Annotated in this window: 21 protein-coding genes; 16 read left to right on the forward strand and 5 right to left on the reverse strand. The window is 56.6% G+C overall.

From position 1 onward, the window contains the following. The first annotated feature begins 37 nt into the window (after positions 1 to 37). Genes AWR26_RS00215 through AWR26_RS00230 form a run of 4 tightly spaced genes read left to right on the forward strand, consistent with a single transcriptional unit; the run spans position 38 to position 3,895 of the window. A complete protein-coding gene (locus tag AWR26_RS00215; protein ID WP_064562616.1) occupies positions 38 to 997 on the forward strand; it encodes an ABC transporter permease in 960 nt (319 codons plus the stop codon). After that, positions 997 to 1,944 (forward strand): oligopeptide ABC transporter permease, encoded by a 948-nt coding sequence (opp4C, locus tag AWR26_RS00220; protein ID WP_064562618.1) that lies wholly within the window; start codon positions 997 to 999, stop codon positions 1,942 to 1,944. The genes AWR26_RS00215 and opp4C overlap by 1 nt, the downstream gene beginning before the upstream one ends. Continuing rightward, entirely contained in the window at positions 1,941 to 2,921 is a 981-nt protein-coding gene (locus tag AWR26_RS00225) for an ABC transporter ATP-binding protein (RefSeq protein WP_064562621.1), read from the forward strand. Before opp4C ends, AWR26_RS00225 begins: the two co-directional genes overlap by 4 nt. Continuing rightward, positions 2,918 to 3,895, forward strand: a complete 978-nt coding sequence (locus AWR26_RS00230; RefSeq protein ID WP_064562624.1) for an ABC transporter ATP-binding protein — start codon at positions 2,918 to 2,920, stop codon at positions 3,893 to 3,895. The genes AWR26_RS00225 and AWR26_RS00230 overlap by 4 nt, the downstream gene beginning before the upstream one ends. Before the next feature lie 29 nt (positions 3,896 to 3,924). Here AWR26_RS00230 and AWR26_RS00235 read toward each other — a convergent pair whose 3' ends face one another. Next, complete coding sequence (locus AWR26_RS00235; protein ID WP_007369443.1) at positions 3,925 to 4,461, reverse strand: carboxymuconolactone decarboxylase family protein; 537 nt, start codon at positions 4,459 to 4,461, stop codon at positions 3,925 to 3,927. A 125-nt stretch (positions 4,462 to 4,586) separates the two neighbouring features. Here AWR26_RS00235 and AWR26_RS00240 point away from each other — a divergent pair, with 125 nt between their 5' ends. After that, on the forward strand, positions 4,587 to 5,492 hold the full coding sequence (locus AWR26_RS00240) for an AraC family transcriptional regulator (RefSeq protein ID WP_064562627.1): 906 nt from the start codon (positions 4,587 to 4,589) through the stop codon (positions 5,490 to 5,492). Positions 5,493 to 5,645: 153 nt separating this feature from the next. Here AWR26_RS00240 and nfsB read toward each other — a convergent pair whose 3' ends face one another. Then, positions 5,646 to 6,299 carry an oxygen-insensitive NAD(P)H nitroreductase gene (gene nfsB, locus AWR26_RS00245; protein ID WP_064562630.1) on the reverse strand — a complete coding sequence of 218 codons (654 nt, stop codon included), beginning with the start codon at positions 6,297 to 6,299 and terminating at the stop codon, positions 5,646 to 5,648. Between the two features lie 188 nt (positions 6,300 to 6,487). Between nfsB and AWR26_RS00250 the strand changes: the two genes are divergently transcribed. The 4 genes from AWR26_RS00250 to AWR26_RS00265 all read left to right on the forward strand — a co-directional run bounded on the left by AWR26_RS00250 (position 6,488) and on the right by AWR26_RS00265 (position 9,414). After that, positions 6,488 to 7,423, forward strand: coding sequence for a LysR family transcriptional regulator (locus AWR26_RS00250; RefSeq protein WP_064562633.1), 936 nt, complete (start codon positions 6,488 to 6,490; stop codon positions 7,421 to 7,423). Between the two features lie 79 nt (positions 7,424 to 7,502). Next, positions 7,503 to 8,456, forward strand: a complete 954-nt coding sequence (locus tag AWR26_RS00255) for an aldo/keto reductase (RefSeq protein WP_064562635.1) — start codon at positions 7,503 to 7,505, stop codon at positions 8,454 to 8,456. A 120-nt stretch (positions 8,457 to 8,576) separates the two neighbouring features. Continuing rightward, positions 8,577 to 9,086: a hypothetical protein gene (locus tag AWR26_RS00260; RefSeq protein WP_139227961.1), complete on the forward strand. Its 510-nt coding sequence runs from the start codon at positions 8,577 to 8,579 to the stop codon at positions 9,084 to 9,086. 154 nt (positions 9,087 to 9,240) lie between these two features. Then, positions 9,241 to 9,414: a hypothetical protein gene (locus tag AWR26_RS00265; protein ID WP_167287388.1), complete on the forward strand. Its 174-nt coding sequence runs from the start codon at positions 9,241 to 9,243 to the stop codon at positions 9,412 to 9,414. Positions 9,415 to 9,532: 118 nt separating this feature from the next. Here the strand turns inward: AWR26_RS00265 and AWR26_RS00270 are convergent, their stop codons facing one another. Then, positions 9,533 to 10,285 (reverse strand): molybdate ABC transporter permease subunit, encoded by a 753-nt coding sequence (locus tag AWR26_RS00270; protein ID WP_064568929.1) that lies wholly within the window; start codon positions 10,283 to 10,285, stop codon positions 9,533 to 9,535. Between the two features lie 17 nt (positions 10,286 to 10,302). After that, positions 10,303 to 11,196, reverse strand: coding sequence for an extracellular solute-binding protein (locus AWR26_RS00275; protein WP_407658799.1), 894 nt, complete (start codon positions 11,194 to 11,196; stop codon positions 10,303 to 10,305). 371 nt (positions 11,197 to 11,567) lie between these two features. Here AWR26_RS00275 and AWR26_RS00280 point away from each other — a divergent pair, with 371 nt between their 5' ends. The 7 genes from AWR26_RS00280 to AWR26_RS00310 all read left to right on the forward strand — a co-directional run bounded on the left by AWR26_RS00280 (position 11,568) and on the right by AWR26_RS00310 (position 18,795). Further along, positions 11,568 to 12,449: a helix-turn-helix transcriptional regulator gene (locus AWR26_RS00280; RefSeq protein WP_064562638.1), complete on the forward strand. Its 882-nt coding sequence runs from the start codon at positions 11,568 to 11,570 to the stop codon at positions 12,447 to 12,449. An 81-nt stretch (positions 12,450 to 12,530) separates the two neighbouring features. Further along, the gene (locus AWR26_RS00285; protein ID WP_244256221.1) at positions 12,531 to 13,460 is read left to right on the forward strand and encodes an ATP-binding protein; all 930 of its coding nucleotides are present in this window, start codon (positions 12,531 to 12,533) and stop codon (positions 13,458 to 13,460) included. Positions 13,461 to 13,472: 12 nt separating this feature from the next. Continuing rightward, entirely contained in the window at positions 13,473 to 14,738 is a 1,266-nt protein-coding gene (locus AWR26_RS00290; RefSeq protein WP_064562644.1) for a hypothetical protein, read from the forward strand. Next, positions 14,735 to 16,489 (forward strand): YggN family protein, encoded by a 1,755-nt coding sequence (locus tag AWR26_RS00295; RefSeq protein ID WP_064562648.1) that lies wholly within the window; start codon positions 14,735 to 14,737, stop codon positions 16,487 to 16,489. The genes AWR26_RS00290 and AWR26_RS00295 overlap by 4 nt, the downstream gene beginning before the upstream one ends. A gap of 8 nt (positions 16,490 to 16,497) precedes the next feature. Further along, complete coding sequence (locus AWR26_RS00300) at positions 16,498 to 17,184, forward strand: OmpA/MotB family protein (protein ID WP_043956053.1); 687 nt, start codon at positions 16,498 to 16,500, stop codon at positions 17,182 to 17,184. Continuing rightward, positions 17,174 to 17,914 (forward strand): DUF3944 domain-containing protein, encoded by a 741-nt coding sequence (locus AWR26_RS00305; protein WP_064562651.1) that lies wholly within the window; start codon positions 17,174 to 17,176, stop codon positions 17,912 to 17,914. Before AWR26_RS00300 ends, AWR26_RS00305 begins: the two co-directional genes overlap by 11 nt. Then, positions 17,914 to 18,795 (forward strand): hypothetical protein, encoded by an 882-nt coding sequence (locus AWR26_RS00310; RefSeq protein WP_064562654.1) that lies wholly within the window; start codon positions 17,914 to 17,916, stop codon positions 18,793 to 18,795. Before AWR26_RS00305 ends, AWR26_RS00310 begins: the two co-directional genes overlap by 1 nt. A gap of 130 nt (positions 18,796 to 18,925) precedes the next feature. Here the strand turns inward: AWR26_RS00310 and AWR26_RS00315 are convergent, their stop codons facing one another. Beyond that, complete coding sequence (locus tag AWR26_RS00315) at positions 18,926 to 19,321, reverse strand: (R)-mandelonitrile lyase (protein WP_064562656.1); 396 nt, start codon at positions 19,319 to 19,321, stop codon at positions 18,926 to 18,928. Positions 19,322 to 19,404 lie beyond the last annotated feature (83 nt).

Consider the following 19,404-nt stretch of genomic DNA (forward strand, 5'->3'; position numbering starts at 1 on the left):
ACTGCCGGGGCTCCCCGGCAGTTGTCATGAGAAAGCTATGCGAAATTTTATCCTCAGGCGACTGCTGCAAACCCTGCCAATGCTGCTGCTCGCATCACTGATTATTTTTATGCTGTTCGCGAAAACGCCGGGTGACTTTATCGACGGTAACATTACCCTCACCGCCGCCCGCGCCGCCGAACTGAAAGCCATTTATGGACTCGATCAACCGCTCTTCAGCCGTTATTTGCACTGGCTCGGCCAGTTGCTGCGCGGCGATTTGGGGTTCTCGTTGCAATACCAAATCCCGGTGAGTCAGCTACTTAATCAGTACATCTGGAACTCGTTCCTGTTGGCAAGCGTTGCGCTGGTGTTTTACTGGGGCATCGGGCTGGCGGTGGGCATTGCCTCGGCGCTGAAACCCAATTCGCTGTTCGATCATCTGGTCAGCGTGGTGGTGTTCGCCGCCATGTCATTCCCGACCTTTTTCCTCTGCCTGCTGCTGATTAAGTGGTTCGCGGTCGATCTGCACTGGTTGCCGGTGGGCGGCATGACCAACACCGGCAGCGACGACAGCGGCTGGGCGTGGGTGATGCAGGTCGCTGCGCATCTGGTGTTGCCGGTCATGGCGCTGGTGATGTTGCAGGCGGGCAGCCTGACGCGCTACTTCCGCGCCAGCATGCTGGACGTGGTGAAGATGGATTTTATCCGCACCGCGCGCGCCAAAGGGCTGCGCGAACGGACGGTGATCCTCAAACACGCGCTGCGCAATGCGTTGCTGCCGATCATCACCCTGCTCGGTTTTGAGCTACCGGGGCTGTTTTCCGGCGCGATCATCACCGAAAAGGTGTTTAACTGGCCGGGCGCGGGGCATATCCATATTGATTCGCTGGCCGCCCGCGATTACCCGGTGCTGATGGGGTTTACCCTGTTTCTGGCGGTATTAACCATTGTTGGCAACCTGATTGCCGATGTGCTGTACGCGTGGGCCGACCCGCGCATTCGCGTGAGGTCGTGATGTTCGGTTCTCTTTTCTCAACGAATCGCCGCCTGCGCAAGGCGGACATTCCGGCGCTGGCGCAGGCCACGCCCTCTCCGTGGCGTCAGGCGTGGAAAGCGCTGCGCCACAATCATCTGGCGATGCTGTGCCTGGTTCTGCTGGTGGTCATGACCATCTGGTGCGTGCTGGGGCCAGTGTGGTCGCCGTGGAAAGATGACGCCACCGACGCGCTGATGATCAACAAACCGCCTGGCGCAGAGCACTGGCTGGGCACCGATTTTCTTGGCCGCGACATCTATACCCGCTTGCTGCTTGCCGGGCGTATCTCGCTGATTATTGGCCTGCTGACCATGCTGCTGTCGGTGGCGCTGGGCTACCTGCTGGGCGCGATCTCCGGTTATGCCGGCGGCTGGACGGACAAACTGATTATGCGCCTCGCGGATCTGGTGATGACGATTCCCAGCCTGCCGCTGCTGATTGTCGCCGGAGCGATGTTGTCAGAGCTCGATTTCTCGTCTGATTCGCGCATCTATATGGTGGTGGTGATGCTCAGCCTGCTGGAGTGGCCGAAGCTGGCGCGGCTGGTGCGTGGGCAAATCCTCTCGCTGCGCGAACGCGATTTTATGCTGGCGACACAGGTTTTGGGCCTCTCTTCGCGCCGCCGCCTGTTCGGCCATCTGTTGCCGAACACCATTCCCATTCTGGTGGTGATGGCGACGATGGCGGTGGCAAACGCCATCCTGATGGAATCCGCGCTCAGCTATCTCGGCCTTGGCGTCGTACCGCCAACGCCCTCATGGGGCAATATGATGGATGCGGCCAACAGCCTGATCGACTTTCAGCGTCGCCCATGGTTGTGGATGCCGCCGGGTATCGCCATTTTTCTGACCGTCATCGCCATTAACGTGCTGGGTGATGGCCTGCGCGATGCGCTGGATCCGAAGATGAAACGGAGCCTGAAATGAGCGAGCCGCTAATTACCTTTAACAACTTATCCATCTCCTTCGCCAGCGAGCAGGGGCGCGTGCGTGCGGTACAGGAGGTCTCATTTGCCATTCAGGCCGGGCAAACCATTGGCGTGGTGGGTGAATCCGGTTGCGGCAAAAGCGTTACCGCCATGTCGCTGATGGGGCTGTTACCGCCGCAGGTTGCGCGTATCGACGGCGGAGAAATCCGCTTTCAGGGCAGCGATCTGCTGCGCCTGAAGCCGTCGAAAATGGCCGATCTGCGTGGTAATCAGTTAGCGATGATTTTTCAGGAGCCGATGACGGCGCTCAACCCGGTGCTGACCATCGGCGAGCAGCTCTGCGAACCGCTGATTCGCCATCGTGGTGAAACGCCAAAAGCGGCCTGGGCGCATGCCACGCAACTGATCGCCGATGTCGGGCTGGCGCGGGCGGAGAGCCTGATGAGCAGCTATCCGCACCAGCTTTCCGGCGGTATGTTGCAGCGCATCATGATTGCCATGGCGCTAAGCTGCCAGCCGAAACTGCTGATTGCCGACGAGCCCACCACGGCGCTGGATGTCACCGTACAGGCGCAAATCCTGCGTTTACTGCGCGACCAGGCGCGGGCGCAGCAGATGGCGCTGATGCTGATCACCCATGATTTAGGGGTTATCGCGCAGATGGCGGAACATGTCGTGGTGATGTACGCCGGGCGCATTGTTGAGCAAGGTCCGACCGCCGATGTGCTGCGCAACCCGCTGCACCCTTATACCAAAGGGCTGATCGCGTCGCGTCCTGTTCCGGGCGAGCGCCGACGCCGCCTCTATTCCATTCCCGGCCAGGTGCCGGATCTGGCCGAACTGCCGCCGTACTGCGCGTTCTACGATCGCTGTGAACGCGCCACGGCGCAGTGCCGCGCGGGTATTCCGCCGCTTATTGGGCAAACGCGGCAAGCCGCATGTATTCACAGTGAGTTAGCGGAGCCGATCGCATGAGCCAACAATATGTGATTGAAGTCGAGGGGCTGAAAAAACACTTCCCGCTGCGCGACGGGCTATTTGGTCAGGAAACCGGGCAGCTACGCGCCGTGGACGGCGTCAGTTTTAATATTCGACCCGGCACCATTTTTGGCCTGGTGGGCGAATCCGGCAGCGGTAAAACCACCGTCGGGCGCACGCTGCTGGGGCTGTACGACAAAACGGCGGGTAGCGTGAAGTATCGCGGGCAGGAGTTGCAGGATCTGACGCCGAAACAGATGCGTGCGCTGCGCCCGAAAATCCAGCTGGTGTTTCAGGATCCTTACAGCTCGCTGAACCCGCGCATTCGCATTGGCGATGCGATTGGCGAAGCGATGCTGGAACACAAGTTGTGCAGCAAAGCGGAACTGCGCGACAAAGTGCTGGAGGTGATGAAAATCTGTGGCCTGGCCCCGCAGCATTACAATCGCTTTCCCCATGAGTTCTCCGGCGGCCAGCGCCAGCGTATCGGCATTGCCCGTGCGCTGATCCTCAACCCGGATTTTATTATCGCCGACGAACCGATCTCAGCGCTGGATGTCTCCATTCAGGCGCAAATCATTAATCTGTTTTCCGATTTGCGCGATGACCACGGCGTCACCTTCCTGTTTATCTCCCACGATCTCGGTGTCGTGGAACATTTGTGTGATGACGTAGCGGTGATGTATCTGGGGAAACTGGTGGAAACCGCCAGCCGCGATGCGCTGTTCAGCCAGCCGCTGCACCCTTACACCCAGGCGCTGCTGGCGGCGGTGCCGACGCTCGATCCGGAAAGCGAACCCGTGGCGGTGGTGCAGGGGGAAATCCCCGATCCGTCGCGCCCGCCCTCCGGTTGCCGCTTCTCTTCCCGCTGCCCGCAGGCAACGGAACGCTGTCGCAGCGAAATCCCGGAGCTGCGCGAAGTACGGCCCGGCCATCAGGTGGCGTGCCACTGGGTGGAATCGGGGCAATAAAAAAGGGAGGCTTCCGCCTCCCGGGTTGATCAATTCACTTTCGGGAAATCCACCACCGTATCATTGACGCGGTTAATCATATTGGTGAACAGAATCGCACTGACGGCGCTGATGGTTTCTACCACCTGGCGATCGTCGAAACCGGCATTGCGAAAGGCGGCAACGGTATCGTCAGCCAGTGTGCCGCGCGTGGTGACCAGCGTTTGCACGAATTTCACCAGCGCATCAATGTGCGCATCCTGCGGGTATTCGCCGCGACGCAACTGCCGGGTCTGCTCTTCGCTATAGCCCGCGCCTTTGGCTGCCAGCGTGTGGGCGGCCAGGCAGTAATCACAGCCGCTTGCTTCGCTGACGGCAAGGTTAATGGCTTCACGCTCTTTGGCGCTCAGGCTGCTTTTCGTCAGCATGGCATTATGTTGCAGCGCCTGGCCCAGCGCCTCCGGCGAGTGGCTGCCGATGGTCAGATAAGCATTCGGCACTTTGCCCATTGCGCGTTTGATGGCAGTAAATAATTCTGCGGCTTTACCGGTGGCTTCTTCAGCCTGAATGTGGGTTAAACGGCTCATGATTCTCTCCTGTTCAGTTTTAAATACGGGCCGCTGTGGCGGCGTTGGGCTTATGTTAGGCTGCGCGGACGGTGTAGAATGCGCCAAATCGTCTCTGTTTTTTGTCTTATCGTCTCAGGGGAAAGATGGATACTCTTAGCCAGATGCTCACTCTGCTTGCGCCAGTCTGCGCGGTAAATCTTCACTGCCGTTTCGCCGGGCGCTGGCAGGCCGATCACGTTCAACTCGCACCCGGTGCGGTGCCCTGGCATGTGATCCTGAAAGGGGAAGCGCGGCTGAATGTAGCGGGTAAAACCTACGATGTGCGCGCGGGAGATGTGCTGCTGCTGCCGCACGGCTCGCCGCATCTGTTGCAGGGGCTGATTGACTGGGGACACCTTGCGCCGGTGTCCAGCCAGTACAACGGCACGCTGACGGAGGTTGTTGCGGAAGGTGAAGGCAGCGCGGTGGAAGTGTTATGCGGCGAGTTCAATTTTGGCCCGCATAGCGGCTGGCTGTTTGCCCATGAAGTCGATGTTGTCCATTTGCATACCGACGGGCAGCAGGATTTCCCGGAGCTGCAAACCCTGCTGGCGATGCTGGTGCGTGAAAGCCTGAGTAACCAGCCCGGCGGGGCGAAGATGGTACAAAGCCTGGCGATGTCGTTTTTAACGATGCTGCTGCGCATCTTACTGGCCGCGCAGGAGCCGCCAGCCGGGCTGTTGCGGTTGATGAGCGATCCGCGCCTCGCGCCAGCGGTACTGGCGGCGCTGGCCGATCCGGCGCAGCCGTGGACGCTGGAGATGCTGGCGCAACGCTGCTTTCTTTCCCGCGCAACTTTTGCCCGCCATTTTTCCCGCTGTTATCACCTGACGCCACAAAGCTGGCTGACGCAAATCCGCCTTGCGCAGGCCGCGCGTTTGCTACATCAGCAGCGTAGTTTGACGGTCGATGTCATTGCAGAACGCTGTGGGTTTCTCTCCCTCTCTTCGTTTTCCCGCGCGTTTAAACAGCGCTACCAGCAAACGCCCGCGCAATACCGGCGTACATAGCATGGTTTTTAGTCACAGATTCATGGCAGAAAAAGGCGAACGAGACGATGTGATAAAAATCGTCATGGATGCACTGCCGGTGATTTCCGGGTTGTATTAAACCCGGTTTACGTTGCAGGCCCGGTAAGCGTCGCGCTACCGGGCATATCGTGGTTAGATAAAGGTGAAGATTTCGTCGCGCGGCAGGCGGGATTTCGGCAGCGCGGCGTTGAAGTCTTTATCGCTGCGTACGCCGAGCGAGACCAGCACCACGCTGGTCAGCCCTTTTTCACGCAGGCCCAGCGACAGATCCAGCGCGCGCTGGTCAAAACCTTCCATTGGCGTGGCGTCAATGCCAAGCATTGCCGCGCCCAGCAGCAGGCCGCCTAACGCCAGGTACACCTGTTTCTCCATCCACTGCGGCAGATCGCGCTGTTCATAGCGATGCATATCGACGTAAGAACGGCGGCTCTTATCCTGGCCCGCCTGCGCGCCTTCTGCGACAAAGCGGCCATCTTTCTGCTCCTGCGCGAGGACGTTTTGCAGGTGTTTATCGTCAATATCACTGCGGATGCACAGCGCAATCACATGAGAAGCGTTCAGGACTTTCGGCTCGTTATAGGAAAAAGCGCCGGTGGTGGATTTGGCAATGGCTTCACGCCCTTGCGCCGTGGAGGCGACAACAAAGTGCCACGGCTGCGAGTTAACGGAAGAGGGGCTGTTTTGCAGCACGTTCAGCAGCGTTTCGATTTTATCCTGCGGCAGGGTCTGGCCTGGTTCGAACGCTTTCACGGTATGGCGGGCAACGACGGCATCATCAAGGGTCATTTTTCTCTCCTGGTGAAAATATAAACAAATCAGGGACGGTACTATTGATTGCAGCGAGCATAAACGCAAAACATAACCAGATAAATCAGTGTAAAAAGGCAGCACTTTCACTCCAGGAGTGAAAATAACATTTCCCACTGAAGGGTTTTCTGGCAAAACAGAAGGGTTTTTGTGCTACGGGAGCCGCCATGATTCGCCTGGAAGATGTCACGCTGTTTGTTCGCTCGGCCATACTGGGCAGTTTTTCCAATGCCGCTCGGGAAGCCGGATTACTGCCGGGCCAGGTCAGCGCCGCCGTCAACCGGCTGGAGCGCGATCTGGATAAGCGCCTGTTTGTGCGCTCAACGCGCAGCCTGCGTCTGACCGCGGAAGGAGAAAAATATCTGCCCTTCGCCCAGGAGATGCTGGAAGTGGTGCAGGCGGGCGCTGAAAGCTTGCACAGCGGCGATAACGAGATCCGTGGCGAATTGCGCGTTGCCGTTCCTTCGGACATTGGCCGCAATGTCTTGCTGCCGCTGATCACCCGTTTTTGCCAGCAGTACCCGAAAATTTCGCTGCGCCTGTCGCTTTCCGATCAGATAAGCGATGTCTTTCGCGATCCGGTCGACATTGCCATTCGCTACGGCGTGCTGGATAACAGCAGCTATGTTGCGCTGCCGGTGGCCGAGGATAATCGCCGTGTGCTGGCCGCTTCCCCTGATTATCTGGCACAACACGGTCGCCCAACAACGCTGGATGAAGTGGTGAATCACCACTGTCTGTTATTCACCATGAACAACCAGGTGTATGACAAATGGAGCTTTCCGGAAAACGGCATGCGGCGTCAGCTTATTGTTAAAAGCCGTATGTTGTGTGATGACGCGGATATTGCCCGCCGCTGGGCGCTGGACGGAATGGGCATCGTCTATAAATCCTGGATCGATATCAGCGCGGATGTGCTGGCAGGCCGGCTGGAGGTGCTGCTGCCGCAGCATGCTGGCGAAGCCGCGCCGCTGAATCTGGTGTGCCCGCACCGCAAACAGTTCAACCCGGCCATTCGCCACCTGCATAGCGTACTGCGCGAAAATCTGCGACCGATCACCGCGTTATTGCAGACGCATCCGGTGTTTAAACCGCACGGATGACCAAAAAACGCACGGCTCAGCAGGCCAGGATTAAAGTCTTTGCGTAAACAGATACGCTATTTCACGGAGGTATGAGCAAATGGCTTTACGTTCACTGGGTACAACTGGCTTGCAGATCCCCGCACTGGTTTTTGGCGGCAATGTTTTCGGCTGGACGGTAGATGAAAAGCAGAGCTTCAGCCTGCTGGACGCGCTTTTCGAACGCGGCTTTACCGCGATTGATACCGCCGATGTCTATTCGGCATGGGCACCGGGCAACAAAGGCGGCGAATCAGAAACCATTATCGGCAAATGGCTGGCGGCGCATCCGGGCGCGCGCGACAAAGTGACACTCTTTACCAAAGTGGGAGCCGATCTGCGCGAACCGGGTAAAAAAGGGCTTTCCGCCCGCTGGATAGCGCAGGCGGTTGAGGATTCACTGCGCCGTCTGCAAACCGACTATATCGATCTCTACTTTTCCCACTGGCCGGATAACGACACGCCGTATGAGGAAACCCTTGGCGCGTATGAGAAGCTGCTGAAAGCGGGGAAAATCCGCGCCGTCGGCGCGTCGAACCTCAATGCGGAGCAACTGGCGGAATCGCTAAAAGTGGCGGATGCGAAAGGGTTGCCGCGCTACCAGGTGCTGCAACCGGAATACAACCTCTACGATCGTTCCGGTTTTGAAGGCGCGTTGCAGAACTTAACGGTGCGGGAGAATATCGGCGTGGTGACTTACTACAGTCTCGCTTCCGGTTTCCTCTCTGGGAAATACCGCAGCGAAAAAGATCTCAGCCAGAGCCAGCGCGGGCAGGGCATTGCCAAATACCTGAATCCACGCGGTTTCGCCATTATTGATGCGCTGGAAACCATTGCCGCAAAACACAACGTAAAACCGGCCGAAGTCGCCCTCGCCTGGCTGATTAACCAGCCGGGCGTCACCGCGCCGATCGCCAGCGCCACCAACGTTGCCCACATTGAAAGTTTTGTCACTGCCGTAGCGTTAAACCTCTCTGCTGATGAACTGGCAACCCTGACCAAAGCGGGCGACTGATCCTCAGAGGCCCGGCGATGGAAAGCGTGCCGGGCCGGTTTTTGACCGTCATCTGGTTAACATATGAACGACGCTCATTTATGATGCCCTCCAGGACGCATTGCTAACAAGGATGGACGGGTGAGCGATTTATCGATTCAAGAGATTCATAATTTTTGCCTTGAGACGACCCAGAAAATTATTAACGGTTTCGGGTGGGATACGCTTTCTGTTGGGGTATTGAGTGAAGATGACAGAGCTCGCCTTGAAAAGAAGATTGACTCAAGTGTCCTCAACTGGACGTGGGCAATGCAGCACTACAGGGGTTCTGCCGATGATGGGATCCTGGACATTCATTTAAAAATTGCCGATTGGGTCGATCCTGATTCGCTGCACGCCGTTATCATTTGCAAATATGATTTTCGACGTAACGAGTTTGCTATTTGTATGCTCGAAAACTTTATTGCTCATGAAGACACGGTTTTAACAGGCAATGTGCTGGTAATCGCACTTATTTACTCAACAACTTTTTGCGACATGGTGGGCCTTGAAGAGATTTACCTTCAGGATCCGATCGTTGCAGCTCAACCCCATTATAGAGCCTATGGTTTTGCGCATGCTGCAAACGCTCATAACAGGATGTCAGCGTAAGTGTTTGATATACTTGAGACTATTCGACGGAAAATGAATGGGACCGTTGCTGGCGAAGAGTAACGGATACCGTTATGTGCCGAGCCGGTTGTTTGTTAAGTGAGCAGGGATAAGATAGTATTGCGTCATGGCTGAAAGCCGGACAGGAGGCGTTATGATCACGCAAAAGAAAAAAATCGATTCCGTAAAAGCGATGGCTGCGGCCAAACGCTCTGAAGATTTTTGGTCCGCCATTGATAGTAGCAAGCTTGCTAAATTCGGTAAAAATAACAAAGAGATGGATATTGTAGGGCTGGCAAAGAAGGCGAAATTCGCCAGGACCGCCTGATTAGTTTTAAGTAGAGAGATAAGGCTCCCACAGGGAGCCTTATTTTTTTACCCTCTCCGTTCTCTTGTAGGGTAACGCGAACAGATTGCGCTAATGCGACAAGAGTTAGCAGCTTATCTCAAAGCTGACTCACCTGCGCCCGCCTACCCAGCGCCATACAGATCATCGGCAGCGGCAGCGTAACGATCAGCAGCAGCCACAGCAGGGTATAAACGGAATCGACGCCGTCGTTTTGCAGGTTGGTGTAGAGCTTGACCGGAATCCCCTGCGGAAAGTAAGCGAAGATCATCACAATGCCGAACTCGCCAACCGCCCGCACCCAGGCCAGCGCAATAGCCGAGGCCAGCCCTGGCATCGCCATTGGCAGCGCCAGATAGCGAAAGCGCTGCCAGCCGCCCGCGCCAAGCGTCTGCCCGGCTTCAAGAATCGTTTTCGGTACGGTGCTGAAGGCGCTGCGCGCCACCACAATAAAGTAGGGAAGTGCGCCGTAAAGTTGCGCCAGCACAAAGGCGGCAGGATTGTTGACCAGCGTCATGCCGACCTGCGACAGCCACTGACCAAACAGGCCGTACGGCCCCCATGCAGAAACCAGCAAAATGCCCATCGACAGCGGCGGCGTCAGCAGCGGAACCATCACCAGCAGCTCGGCGATCAGACGTTTGCGCCCGGTAGCTCGCGCCAACCACCAGGCTACCGGCAGGCCGATCAGGATAATCAGGCACAGGGCCAGCAGCCCAAGGCCGAGCGACACGGCAATCGCATGGTCATCCCGCCAGGCAAGCCGGAAGTGGCCCCACGGCGTTTCATGCAGCAGGGTAACAAACGGAATGCACAACAGCAGCAATGCGGGAAGCGACAACCAGCCCGCCATACGCCCGGCCTGGCGCATCAGCGATACAGCGCGTTGCCTTTCGGCGCGGCGTAACCATATTGGTTAAAGATCCGTTGCCCCTGCGCACTTTGCATAAATTCAACGAATTTCTTCGCCTGATCGGTGCCGTTTGGCGCGTTCTTCAGCACTGCCGCATAGAACACCATCGGCTGCGTGTGCAGGGTTTGATCTTTACCTGCGCTATCTTTAATGGTGAAACTGACGGTGTCATACCACTGCTTCGCCAGCGCCGGGTTGCTGAGGTTGATCTCATCCGGCAGCGCGACATATGGCAGATGGGCGGAACGCACTTCGCTTTCGTAACCGGCTGCAGCGTCAATCTGGCCGCTCTCGAGGCGCGCCAGCAGGCCGCCTTCCTGGTGAGTCTGTTCCGGGTTTTGCAGGTCGCCCAGCACTTTCTGCGCGATGCCCGGCTGGTGGTAATATTTTTCCGCCAGCAGCAGAGTAAAGACAATGTTCTGCCCTTTCGGATCGGCATACGGATCGGTACGGCCGAAGTGAATATCTTTCTGCGCCAGCAGCTTCAGCCAGCCGGCATCATGATGTTTACTGGAGTCGGCAAACTGCGCGGCATATTTCCCTTTCGGGCTGTACGCTATCACCATGCTGGTGCTGGCGACCGGGACGGCATCATCGATTAAGCCTGCATCTTTCAGGATTTGCATGGGGCCAGGGTTGATGGAGACAAACACGTCCGCCGTCAGTTTATGGCTCGCCAGCAAACGCGCCATCCCGTAAGCGCCCTGTCCCTGGCCCTGCCAGGCACCGTTTTCCGCTTTCGCAAACACCGGCCCCAGTCCCTGATCCATCACTTTGCCCATCGAACCGGCATAAGTGACGCGAATATCTTTTGCCAGAACGGGCGTAGCGCTAAACACCGCCAGCGCCATCACCGCTGCACACTTACCTGCCATCGTTTTCATCATGCTTCTCGTTATATACCAAAGTAAATAACGATTATCTTTTCCGCACGGGGAATGAACAACGTAAGTGGCCGATTCGTTGATGTTTTGTTGAAGTTAGCGAAACGGCAGGCGGCAATTACCGTGCACTGACATCTCCTGTCAGCGAGGACGTTTATCTTTCCCTTAATAGAATCAGGGGATTGCATAGCACGCGGAAATTTCATTTTAGTTTTCCTGTTTTCTGCCGTTAATCCCTATGAACAAAAACAAGGTTTTACCTGAAACTTCGGGCCGTGGCGCGATAGTCAGGCTGTACTTTTAACGTCTTGTGAGACTTTATTCCGGAACCCGCAGCAATGAAGGAAAGTCACGACAGAAAACACGACCCGTTGATTGAGCGGCTGTGCGAAATTTTCGCTGCGCTCTATCAGGGCAAAACCATCGATAAGGCGTGGCTGTGCGATAAATTCGGCATAACGGAACGCACGGCTTACCGCGACCTTGCGCGGCTGGGGCATATCCTCGATCAGGTTTCGCCAGGACGCTATAAACTCAGCGCCCACCTTCTTCCGACATTACACAGCGGTCATCTGGCGGAATTCGCTGACTTTACCGGCGTGGCGCATCTCTTCCCGCGGCAGGACGGACAATCGCTGCGTAACAGCATGAAACAGCGCAGCAATATCGCCTTTCACGCACCGAGCAGCCGGCAAAACCAGCAGCTTGAGCCGTTGCTTAACCAGTTAAATCAGGCCATTAGCCAGCGTACAGAAGTGGAATATCGCTACCGCGACAAAGCCCGGCGCGCGCAGCCTTACCGGCTGATTAACCAGTACGGCTTGTGGTACCTGGCGGCCATAGAAAAAGGGCAGTTAAAGGCGTTTGAAGTGGCGCGTATTGAGCGGCTAACCAGCACCGAACAGCGCTTTGAGCTGCTCGCTGAGGTGGTCGCCGAGCTGGAAAATCATGTCGGTATTCGCTTTGGCTCGCGGGTGGAGACGGTACTGCGCGTATCGGCGCATGCCGCGGAATATGTTACCCGCCGGGCGCTGTTCCCCGCGCAACGCATTATTGAACACCACGACGACGGTAGCCTGACGCTCTCCACGGCGATCAGCGATCCGCATACGCTGTTTCGCTGGCTGCGCTACTGGCTGCCGGACATCGGCATTCTTTCGCCCGCCTCGCTGCGCGAGCAATTTGAACAGGATTTACATACCCGTTTTCACGCCATATAGCGACCGCGACGTTATCAAGGACAGGGATTTTATATGTTTGGTTCGCGTAAACCGAAACCGTTAACACAGAGAGGCGACAGTATGACATCCGGACGCATCAGCCCGCAGTTCTCCCGGCAGCGGGAAAAAGCCGATGACGAGGAGACATCCCTTTTCGCTCCAGCGATTGCGCCGCGTTTTACGCTGGAAAGCGATGTCGCCCTGGCGGCGGAAGTGATTGAACAACTGGATGAAGCGAAAGCCAAAATCGAGCACTACCAGCAGATCTACCTTGACTGGGGGTTCTCTGCCGTTGACCCGCAAGGAAAAGGTATTGTCCTTAATTTTTACGGCCCGCCAGGCACCGGAAAAACCCTGACCGCCGAGGCGCTGGCCGGTTCGCTGGCGCGCAATATCATGCTGGTGAGCATTACCGACCTGGAAAGCAAATTCATGGGCGAAACAGCGAAGAATATTGCTGCGCTTTTTCGCCAGGCCGAACGCGAAAATGCCGTATTGTTCTTTGACGAAGCCGACACGCTGCTTGGTAAACGCCTCTCTTCTGTCACGCAGGGTATTGATAATGAGGTCAATGCCATGCGTTCCACCTTGCTTATCGAACTGGAAAAACACGCGGGTATCGTGATTTTCGCCACCAACTTTGTGAAAAATTACGATAGCGCCTTCCTGAGCCGCATCACCCATCATATCGGCTTTACCCTGCCCGGCGAGCCTGAGCGCCAGCGCATCTGGGACAAACTGCTGGTCGCGGCCATTCCACTGGCGGATGACCGCGAAACCCTGATCGCGCAGGCGGTTACCCTTTCCGATGGCCTTTCCGGGCGCGATATGCGCAATGCGATGCGGCTGGCATTGCCGAAAGCCGTTCGCAGCCCGCAACAACAACTGGCGCTGGCGCATATTGAAAGCGCGCTGACGCAGATCCGCGAAGCGTATCGCGCGATCGCCTCTTCTGCATCACACATACCTCCACACATTGACACAGCAAGAAAAATGCTCGGCGTGAGCTAAGGGATTAAAAAAATGGGTTTTTTCAGTTCGGTATGCAGTTTTGCTTCCTCTGTGGTTTCCTCGGTTGGCAGCTTTGTTTCGTCGGCGGTGAGCAAGGCGAAAGAGTACGTCAGTAGCGCCATTGGCTGGATGGCGGAAAAAGCGGAAGGTTTTGTCGGTAAAGTCAGCCAGATGTGGACGCGCATTAAACCGCACATCAGCAAAGGCCGCACTTTCCTGAAGATGGTAGGCGCGTACTTTACGCATCCCTGGGTCAAAACAGCGCTGGCATTGCTGGATAAAGGGCTGGCGTGGCTGGAGAAAGCCGATAAACACCCGCTGGTGCGTCGCGCGCAGAAAGCGATTCAATGGGTGATTGACTGGTGCAAAGGCGCGCATCAGCAGCAGCTCGATAAAGCCGCGCTGGAAGAGGCTCGCCGCCATGCAGAAGCGCTGGCTGAAGCGGAACGTGAACTGCATGGCGAGGAGAAATCCGCCGTTTCCGCCATTGCGATGCTGAACAACTACATGATTGCCAAAGCGGAAGTGGACATCGCCCTTGAGCGCGACGATTTGCAGGACTTTGAATACTACCTGCGCCTGCGTGCGGTGCAGAAACTGCTGGCGTTTTACGAAAGCCGTATGGAATCCGTTACCCGTGTGGAAGAGATTGATGATGACCTGCTGTTTATCATTTTCGCCGCTAACCGACTGATTAAACAGGATGCGGAGTTCAGCGAAGCGCACACACTACAACTGGATGCGCTGACGACTCGTCAGTTCGGTAAGCCGATCATTCCGTTTATCTTTGAAGAGATGATCATCGCCTGGGAGAAAAGCCGCCAGTTACTGGAGGCGGATTGGGAACGCGATAGCAAGGTGCTCTCCCGCAGCCGCATGCTGCGCGATCGCTTGTTGCGCGCCCAGAACAATGAAACGTTGAGCGCGGAAGATATGGCTATGCTCAACGACTTGCAGATTTCCCTGCCGCGCGAAGAACAAGAACTGAATGCGCTGGAAGATACCTTGCAGGCGCGTCGCTGTTACGTGAATGCGGCCGAAGGCTTCCTGCAAATGCTGGAAAAAGACGAACAGCAACTGATTGATGAAGGAAATGAATTTCTGCTGGAGCGCGGCGCGGAAGTGGGGCGTCTGCTGATTCAGTGTTCGCAGGATAACCGCCCGTGGTCGGCGCTCTCGACGGAAGAACAGTATCTGATCAATGACTTTGCGATCATCTTTGCCAACGATTGCGAACAACGTACCGAAAAAGGGCTGATGGTTGAGGTGATGGCATGAACCTGCTGGTCGAGGTCGGTCATTTCCTGATTCCCGGTCTGGATGTGTTACAGCTTATCTTCTTTATAGCGATGGTGGCTGGCGTGACGCTGACCATTCGCGGCGTGAAGCGTCGTGCGAAAGAGGCGAACTGGCAAACATTATGGGATGGTCAGACGCAGGGAAAAATGAATTCCGGGCTGGGTTCTGCTGCTGAACTTAGCCAGTCGGTGGCGACGAAAGCGGAGAAGATCGCCGCCATTATGCCGGGGATGCTGTTAATTGTCGGCCTGCTGGGCACGTTTCTTGGCCTCGGGCTGGCGCTGGATAAAGCCTCCGGCATTCTGCATAACACCGGCAACAGCATTGGCGCGATGGACAGCGCCATGGGCGATCTGATGAATATGATGCAGGGGCTGGGGGTGAAATTTAAAACCTCTACCTGGGGGATTATCGCCTTTATTGTCCTGAAGTGGTGGGAAACCCATAACGGCTATGAAGAGCGCCGCTTAAGCTGGTGCATGGCCCGGTTGCAGCAGGCAATTGATGAAAGCCGTGAAGCGGAAGAGGCCGCGCGCCGTGCGCAACTTCAACAACAGCAGCAGGCGCAAATAACGGCGACTGACACGCTCGTTGCGGCATTCGCGCAGGAAACCCAAACGCTGCGCGATATGTTTGCGCAGCAGGTAAAACAGGGCGAAGAGGCCGAAGCGCAGCGCCACGTGCAGCAACAGCAGGCGCAGAAAACGGCCACCGAAAGCCTCGTCGCGGCGCTGGCGCAGCAAACTCAGACATTACGCGATGAGTTTGTTCAGCAGGCGAAACGCGCCGAAGAGTACGAAGCGCAGCGCCATACGCATCAACTGGCGACATTGACGGAAATTGCCGATATCAACGGACAATCCCGCAGTCTGCTGGAGAGCTATACGCGCAGCAGCCAGCAGAACCTGGAGGCGCTGCAACAGGCGGCTGGCGCGATGAGTAACGCTTCGCAGAAAGTGGCGGATTCCGCGGAAAGCCTGCAAGGAGTTGTTTCCACGCTGGGCGAGGATTTAAGCAGCGTGATGAACGATATCCGCAGCGAGCTTTCTGCTGTGGTGACAGAGATGAACAGCGACTTTACCCGCAACGTACAGCAGATGAGCGAGATGCTGTCTGCTTCCACCCGCCAGCTAAGCGCCACCATGGAAACCATCGAACGATCCCTCAAAGCGGCGATTGGCGAGATGGGCGATGCCTTCAGCAGCAATATGTCGGAGATGGCCAGCCAGCTCACCTCGGCGACCACGGTGATCAGCCAGTCGGTCGATACCATGTCGGCGCGTATTGATAGCACCATGACGGAGCTGAGCGAGAAAACCAACGAGGCGGCGAAAGTACAGAGCCGGGTGATGAACGACTTCTCCATCACCAGTGAAAACCTCAACATTGAAGTGCAGGAGATGACGCAATACATCAAGCGAGTCACCAAAGAGATCCAGACCAGCCTGATGGCCGTCTCCGTCAGCAACCAGCGGCTGGAGTCGCTGCCGAAGCGCTTTAATGAGTCGCAAGCCGCGCTGGAAAACGCCTGCAAGGTCATCGTCACGCTGCATGAGAAGCTGGAAGATCTGTGCGATGTTACGGCGAAACAGCTCGCCAGCCAGTTGCCATCGGCAGAAAAAGAGGCGCTGATTGCGGCGGTGATGGATATGCAGCGTAAGCTCGCGACATTGCTGACCGAAGCGCAACACTACAGGCTGAATCCGCTGCCTGAAAGCGCAGAGGCGTAAATCAGCCGATGAAAGATAAACCAAATGAGTGGGTCTCTATCTCGGATCTGATGGCGGGCGTGATGGCCGTGGTCATGCTGATGCTGGTGTTATCGGTGCTGCAAAATAAAGTGGCGGAAGTGAAGCGCGAGCAGGAGAAAAACAGTGGCCTGGCGGCAGCGCAGCAGAAGCTGAACACCCTGATGCACAGCATGCAAAAGGAGATGACCGATCGCGGAGAAGAGATGCTGGTGGGGTTTGATATGGCCAGCGGCAAAATCACCCTGCGCGACAAAATTTTCGCCAAAGGCAGCGCCTGTATCACCGATCAGGCAAAAGATGCGCTGGCGCGTCTGGCTCCGCGGATTGCTGAGTTTGTTGGCAGCGCGGCGAATACCCAGGTGTTTGTTGAAGGGCATACCGACAACTTGCAGGTCAGCAATCCGGTCACCGATATTTCCCGTTTCTGTACCGTTTATGACGACAACTACACGCTCTCAGCCGCCCGTGCGCGGGAAGCGCGCAAACTGCTGGTCACCTCGCTGGATGAACAACAATCGCGGCGCGTGATTGTCGCCGGTTTTGGCGATTCACAACCGCTCAGCGGCATTTCGCCTGATGATGAGCGCAACCGCCGCGTTGAAGTTCAATTTCTCACCCATGCTGCCGCACGTCAGGACAGCGCTACCACAGAGTCAACAACCGATGGCAAATAACTACAGGCAGGATACAGACCTGGAGCTTCTGCGCTATGCAGACCAGGAGATGCTGGGCGTACTGGTGAACTATTTAACCACCGACAAAGATGGTTCCACGCGTTACACCGAGTCGTTAACCGGCGATGAGGCATTCAAGGCGGCAAACGGCGATTTTCGCAAAGTTTGGCAGCTTATCGGCGCGGAATTACAGCATTTTGGCGGTGATTCGCTGATGAACTTCATTCGCCGCAACGGCGTGCCGTACAAAGAGATCCTGACCGATGTGTGTAAAAAAATCGGCGTGAAAACGGATTTCTCCGCCGATACGGTAGAAATCGAGAAAGCGATGCTGGCGAAGTTGTTTGAGGACTCCTGGGAAAACATGAGTGAAGCCGAACGCGCCAGCGTGCGCGCACAATTGAAAATCAACGGCAATCTGGCGGGCGGCGCGGCGCTGTCCGCCATTATCGCGGCGATTCGCCTCGGCGGGTTTATGTCTTACCAGGTGTCGCTGATTGTGGCCAATGCTGTCGCCAGAGCGCTGCTGGGACGCGGGCTGGCGCTGGCTGCCAATGCGGGGCTGGTGCGGGCGATCGGTATTTTCGCCGGGCCAGTGGGAATGGCGATCTCCGCGCTGCTCACACTACCGGCGCTGACCGGCCCGGCTTATCGCGTTACGTTACCGGCGGTGGTGCAAATTGCGGCGATGCGCCAGCAGCTTCTGAAACCTGAAGAGGACATTTTTTAATGGATACGATATTCACGTTTGACTGGCTTAAGGTCTATCCGGACGTGCTGGAAGCGCTGCAAAACGGGAAAGCGGTGCTGCGCGACGGTGTGGCGTACTGGACGGAACTGGCGGAAAAATCAGGGATTGCGCAGCATATGCCGCTCAAACAGATCCCTTTTAACCCGGAATCCATCACCGAATTGAAGCAACTGGTGCAGATGGCGCAAGCCACGCAACTGGCGGCGATCGGCCTTTCGACGGGTATTGTTGTCGGCGCAATTGTGGTGCAAACCCTGTATCTGGCGAAAAAAATCGACAAGCTACAGCAGAGCATTGACGTGATCTCCGCCGATATTCATGCGCAGAACGTCATCTTTTATATGGAAAAACTGTCGCGCTATTTTGGCGTGGTGGAATCGGCCCGCGTGTTGCTGCTGGATAAAGCGCTGGTGGAAGAGACCAAAGACGTAGCGGCAAGCCTGCTGGCGCAGTTGGCCTGCGAGCGTAATGAAGTGTTGTCGCTGATTGATAATCTGCTCTCGTTCGCCGATGAGCTGACCGATCGCCACCTTGAGCAGGTGCTGGATTTTATCACCCTGATGATGGATATCCTGCCGAAAGCGATCTACATCGAAAGCCAGCTTTGCGACCGCTACGGCAAATTCCGGCTGGCTGAACACTTAATGCGTGAGAATGCACAGCGCTACCGCGCCACGCTGGAAGAGTACCGCCAATGGTGTAACCGTAAAGCGAAACAGGCGATCAGTGGTAAAGCGAACCCGGAAGCGCTGGCTTTCCATAACAAAAAAACGGAACTGAGCGACCTGTTTAACTCGCCGGATAACCCGCTGTTGCTGAGTGAGTTGCAGCGTTTTACGCCGGAATTGTTGCCACGTTAAACCGGCGCAGGCACGCCCTGCGCCACGGTTTTACAGCGCTTGCCGCGTCGGGCGGAAGAGAATTTCGTTGATATCCACATCGTCGGCGATCACCACCACGTTGTTCTCACCGTTATTCATGACTTCTTCGTTAGCCGCGATATTGCTCGTCGGTAACCTGTTCAAGCCAGGTCACCGGGCTGCCATTTAACGACTCGGCGATGGCAATATGGGTCATCGCCGTATCTGCTGTCGCGCCGTGCCAGTGTTTAACATCCTCCGGGATCCAGACGATATCGCCCGGGTTCATCTCCTGAATGGCTTCGCCTTCGCACTGGATCCAGCCTTTACCGTGGGTGACGATCAGCGTCTGGCCGAGCGGATGGGTATGCCACGCGGTGCGCGCGCCCGGTTCAAACGTCACGGTTGCGCCGCCCACGCGGGCAGGTTCTTCGGCCTTAAACGGCGCGTCGATCCGCACGCGGCCAGTGAAATATTCCTGCGGGCCTTGCGCGGAAGGAATGGAAGCATTGCGGGTGATCTTCATGGTTTTCTCCAGTGTGGTCTTATCGTTAAGTTTACTCACCGGGCGGAAAATCGGTGGCGGCTGGCATGACCGATGCCCCGCAC

Origin of the sequence: Kosakonia oryzae (genome assembly GCF_001658025.2) — a bacterium.
Taxonomy (GTDB): Bacteria; Pseudomonadota; Gammaproteobacteria; order Enterobacterales; family Enterobacteriaceae; genus Kosakonia; species Kosakonia oryzae.

What these genes read in the sequence shown, in the direction of transcription:
- AWR26_RS00215 (WP_064562616.1), top strand. Translation starts at nt 38, where the DNA reads ATGCGAAATTTTATCCTCAGGCGACTGCTGCAAACCCTGCCAATGCTG.
- AWR26_RS00275 (WP_407658799.1), bottom strand. Translation starts at nt 11,196, where the DNA reads ATGGCGCTGGCGGTGTTTAGCGCTACGCCCGTTCTGGCAAAAGATATT.
- AWR26_RS00295 (WP_064562648.1), top strand. Translation starts at nt 14,735, where the DNA reads ATGAACCTGCTGGTCGAGGTCGGTCATTTCCTGATTCCCGGTCTGGAT.
- AWR26_RS00255 (WP_064562635.1), top strand. Translation starts at nt 7,503, where the DNA reads ATGGCTTTACGTTCACTGGGTACAACTGGCTTGCAGATCCCCGCACTG.
- AWR26_RS00270 (WP_064568929.1), bottom strand. Translation starts at nt 10,285, where the DNA reads ATGGCGGGCTGGTTGTCGCTTCCCGCATTGCTGCTGTTGTGCATTCCG.
- AWR26_RS00315 (WP_064562656.1), bottom strand. Translation starts at nt 19,321, where the DNA reads ATGAAGATCACCCGCAATGCTTCCATTCCTTCCGCGCAAGGCCCGCAG.
- AWR26_RS00305 (WP_064562651.1), top strand. Translation starts at nt 17,174, where the DNA reads ATGGCAAATAACTACAGGCAGGATACAGACCTGGAGCTTCTGCGCTAT.
- opp4C (WP_064562618.1), top strand. Translation starts at nt 997, where the DNA reads ATGTTCGGTTCTCTTTTCTCAACGAATCGCCGCCTGCGCAAGGCGGAC.
- AWR26_RS00285 (WP_244256221.1), top strand. Translation starts at nt 12,531, where the DNA reads ATGACATCCGGACGCATCAGCCCGCAGTTCTCCCGGCAGCGGGAAAAA.
- AWR26_RS00310 (WP_064562654.1), top strand. Translation starts at nt 17,914, where the DNA reads ATGGATACGATATTCACGTTTGACTGGCTTAAGGTCTATCCGGACGTG.
- AWR26_RS00265 (WP_167287388.1), top strand. Translation starts at nt 9,241, where the DNA reads ATGATCACGCAAAAGAAAAAAATCGATTCCGTAAAAGCGATGGCTGCG.
- AWR26_RS00225 (WP_064562621.1), top strand. Translation starts at nt 1,941, where the DNA reads ATGAGCGAGCCGCTAATTACCTTTAACAACTTATCCATCTCCTTCGCC.
- AWR26_RS00290 (WP_064562644.1), top strand. Translation starts at nt 13,473, where the DNA reads ATGGGTTTTTTCAGTTCGGTATGCAGTTTTGCTTCCTCTGTGGTTTCC.
- AWR26_RS00240 (WP_064562627.1), top strand. Translation starts at nt 4,587, where the DNA reads ATGGATACTCTTAGCCAGATGCTCACTCTGCTTGCGCCAGTCTGCGCG.
- AWR26_RS00230 (WP_064562624.1), top strand. Translation starts at nt 2,918, where the DNA reads ATGAGCCAACAATATGTGATTGAAGTCGAGGGGCTGAAAAAACACTTC.
- AWR26_RS00250 (WP_064562633.1), top strand. Translation starts at nt 6,488, where the DNA reads ATGATTCGCCTGGAAGATGTCACGCTGTTTGTTCGCTCGGCCATACTG.
- AWR26_RS00235 (WP_007369443.1), bottom strand. Translation starts at nt 4,461, where the DNA reads ATGAGCCGTTTAACCCACATTCAGGCTGAAGAAGCCACCGGTAAAGCC.
- AWR26_RS00280 (WP_064562638.1), top strand. Translation starts at nt 11,568, where the DNA reads ATGAAGGAAAGTCACGACAGAAAACACGACCCGTTGATTGAGCGGCTG.
- nfsB (WP_064562630.1), bottom strand. Translation starts at nt 6,299, where the DNA reads ATGACCCTTGATGATGCCGTCGTTGCCCGCCATACCGTGAAAGCGTTC.
- AWR26_RS00300 (WP_043956053.1), top strand. Translation starts at nt 16,498, where the DNA reads ATGAAAGATAAACCAAATGAGTGGGTCTCTATCTCGGATCTGATGGCG.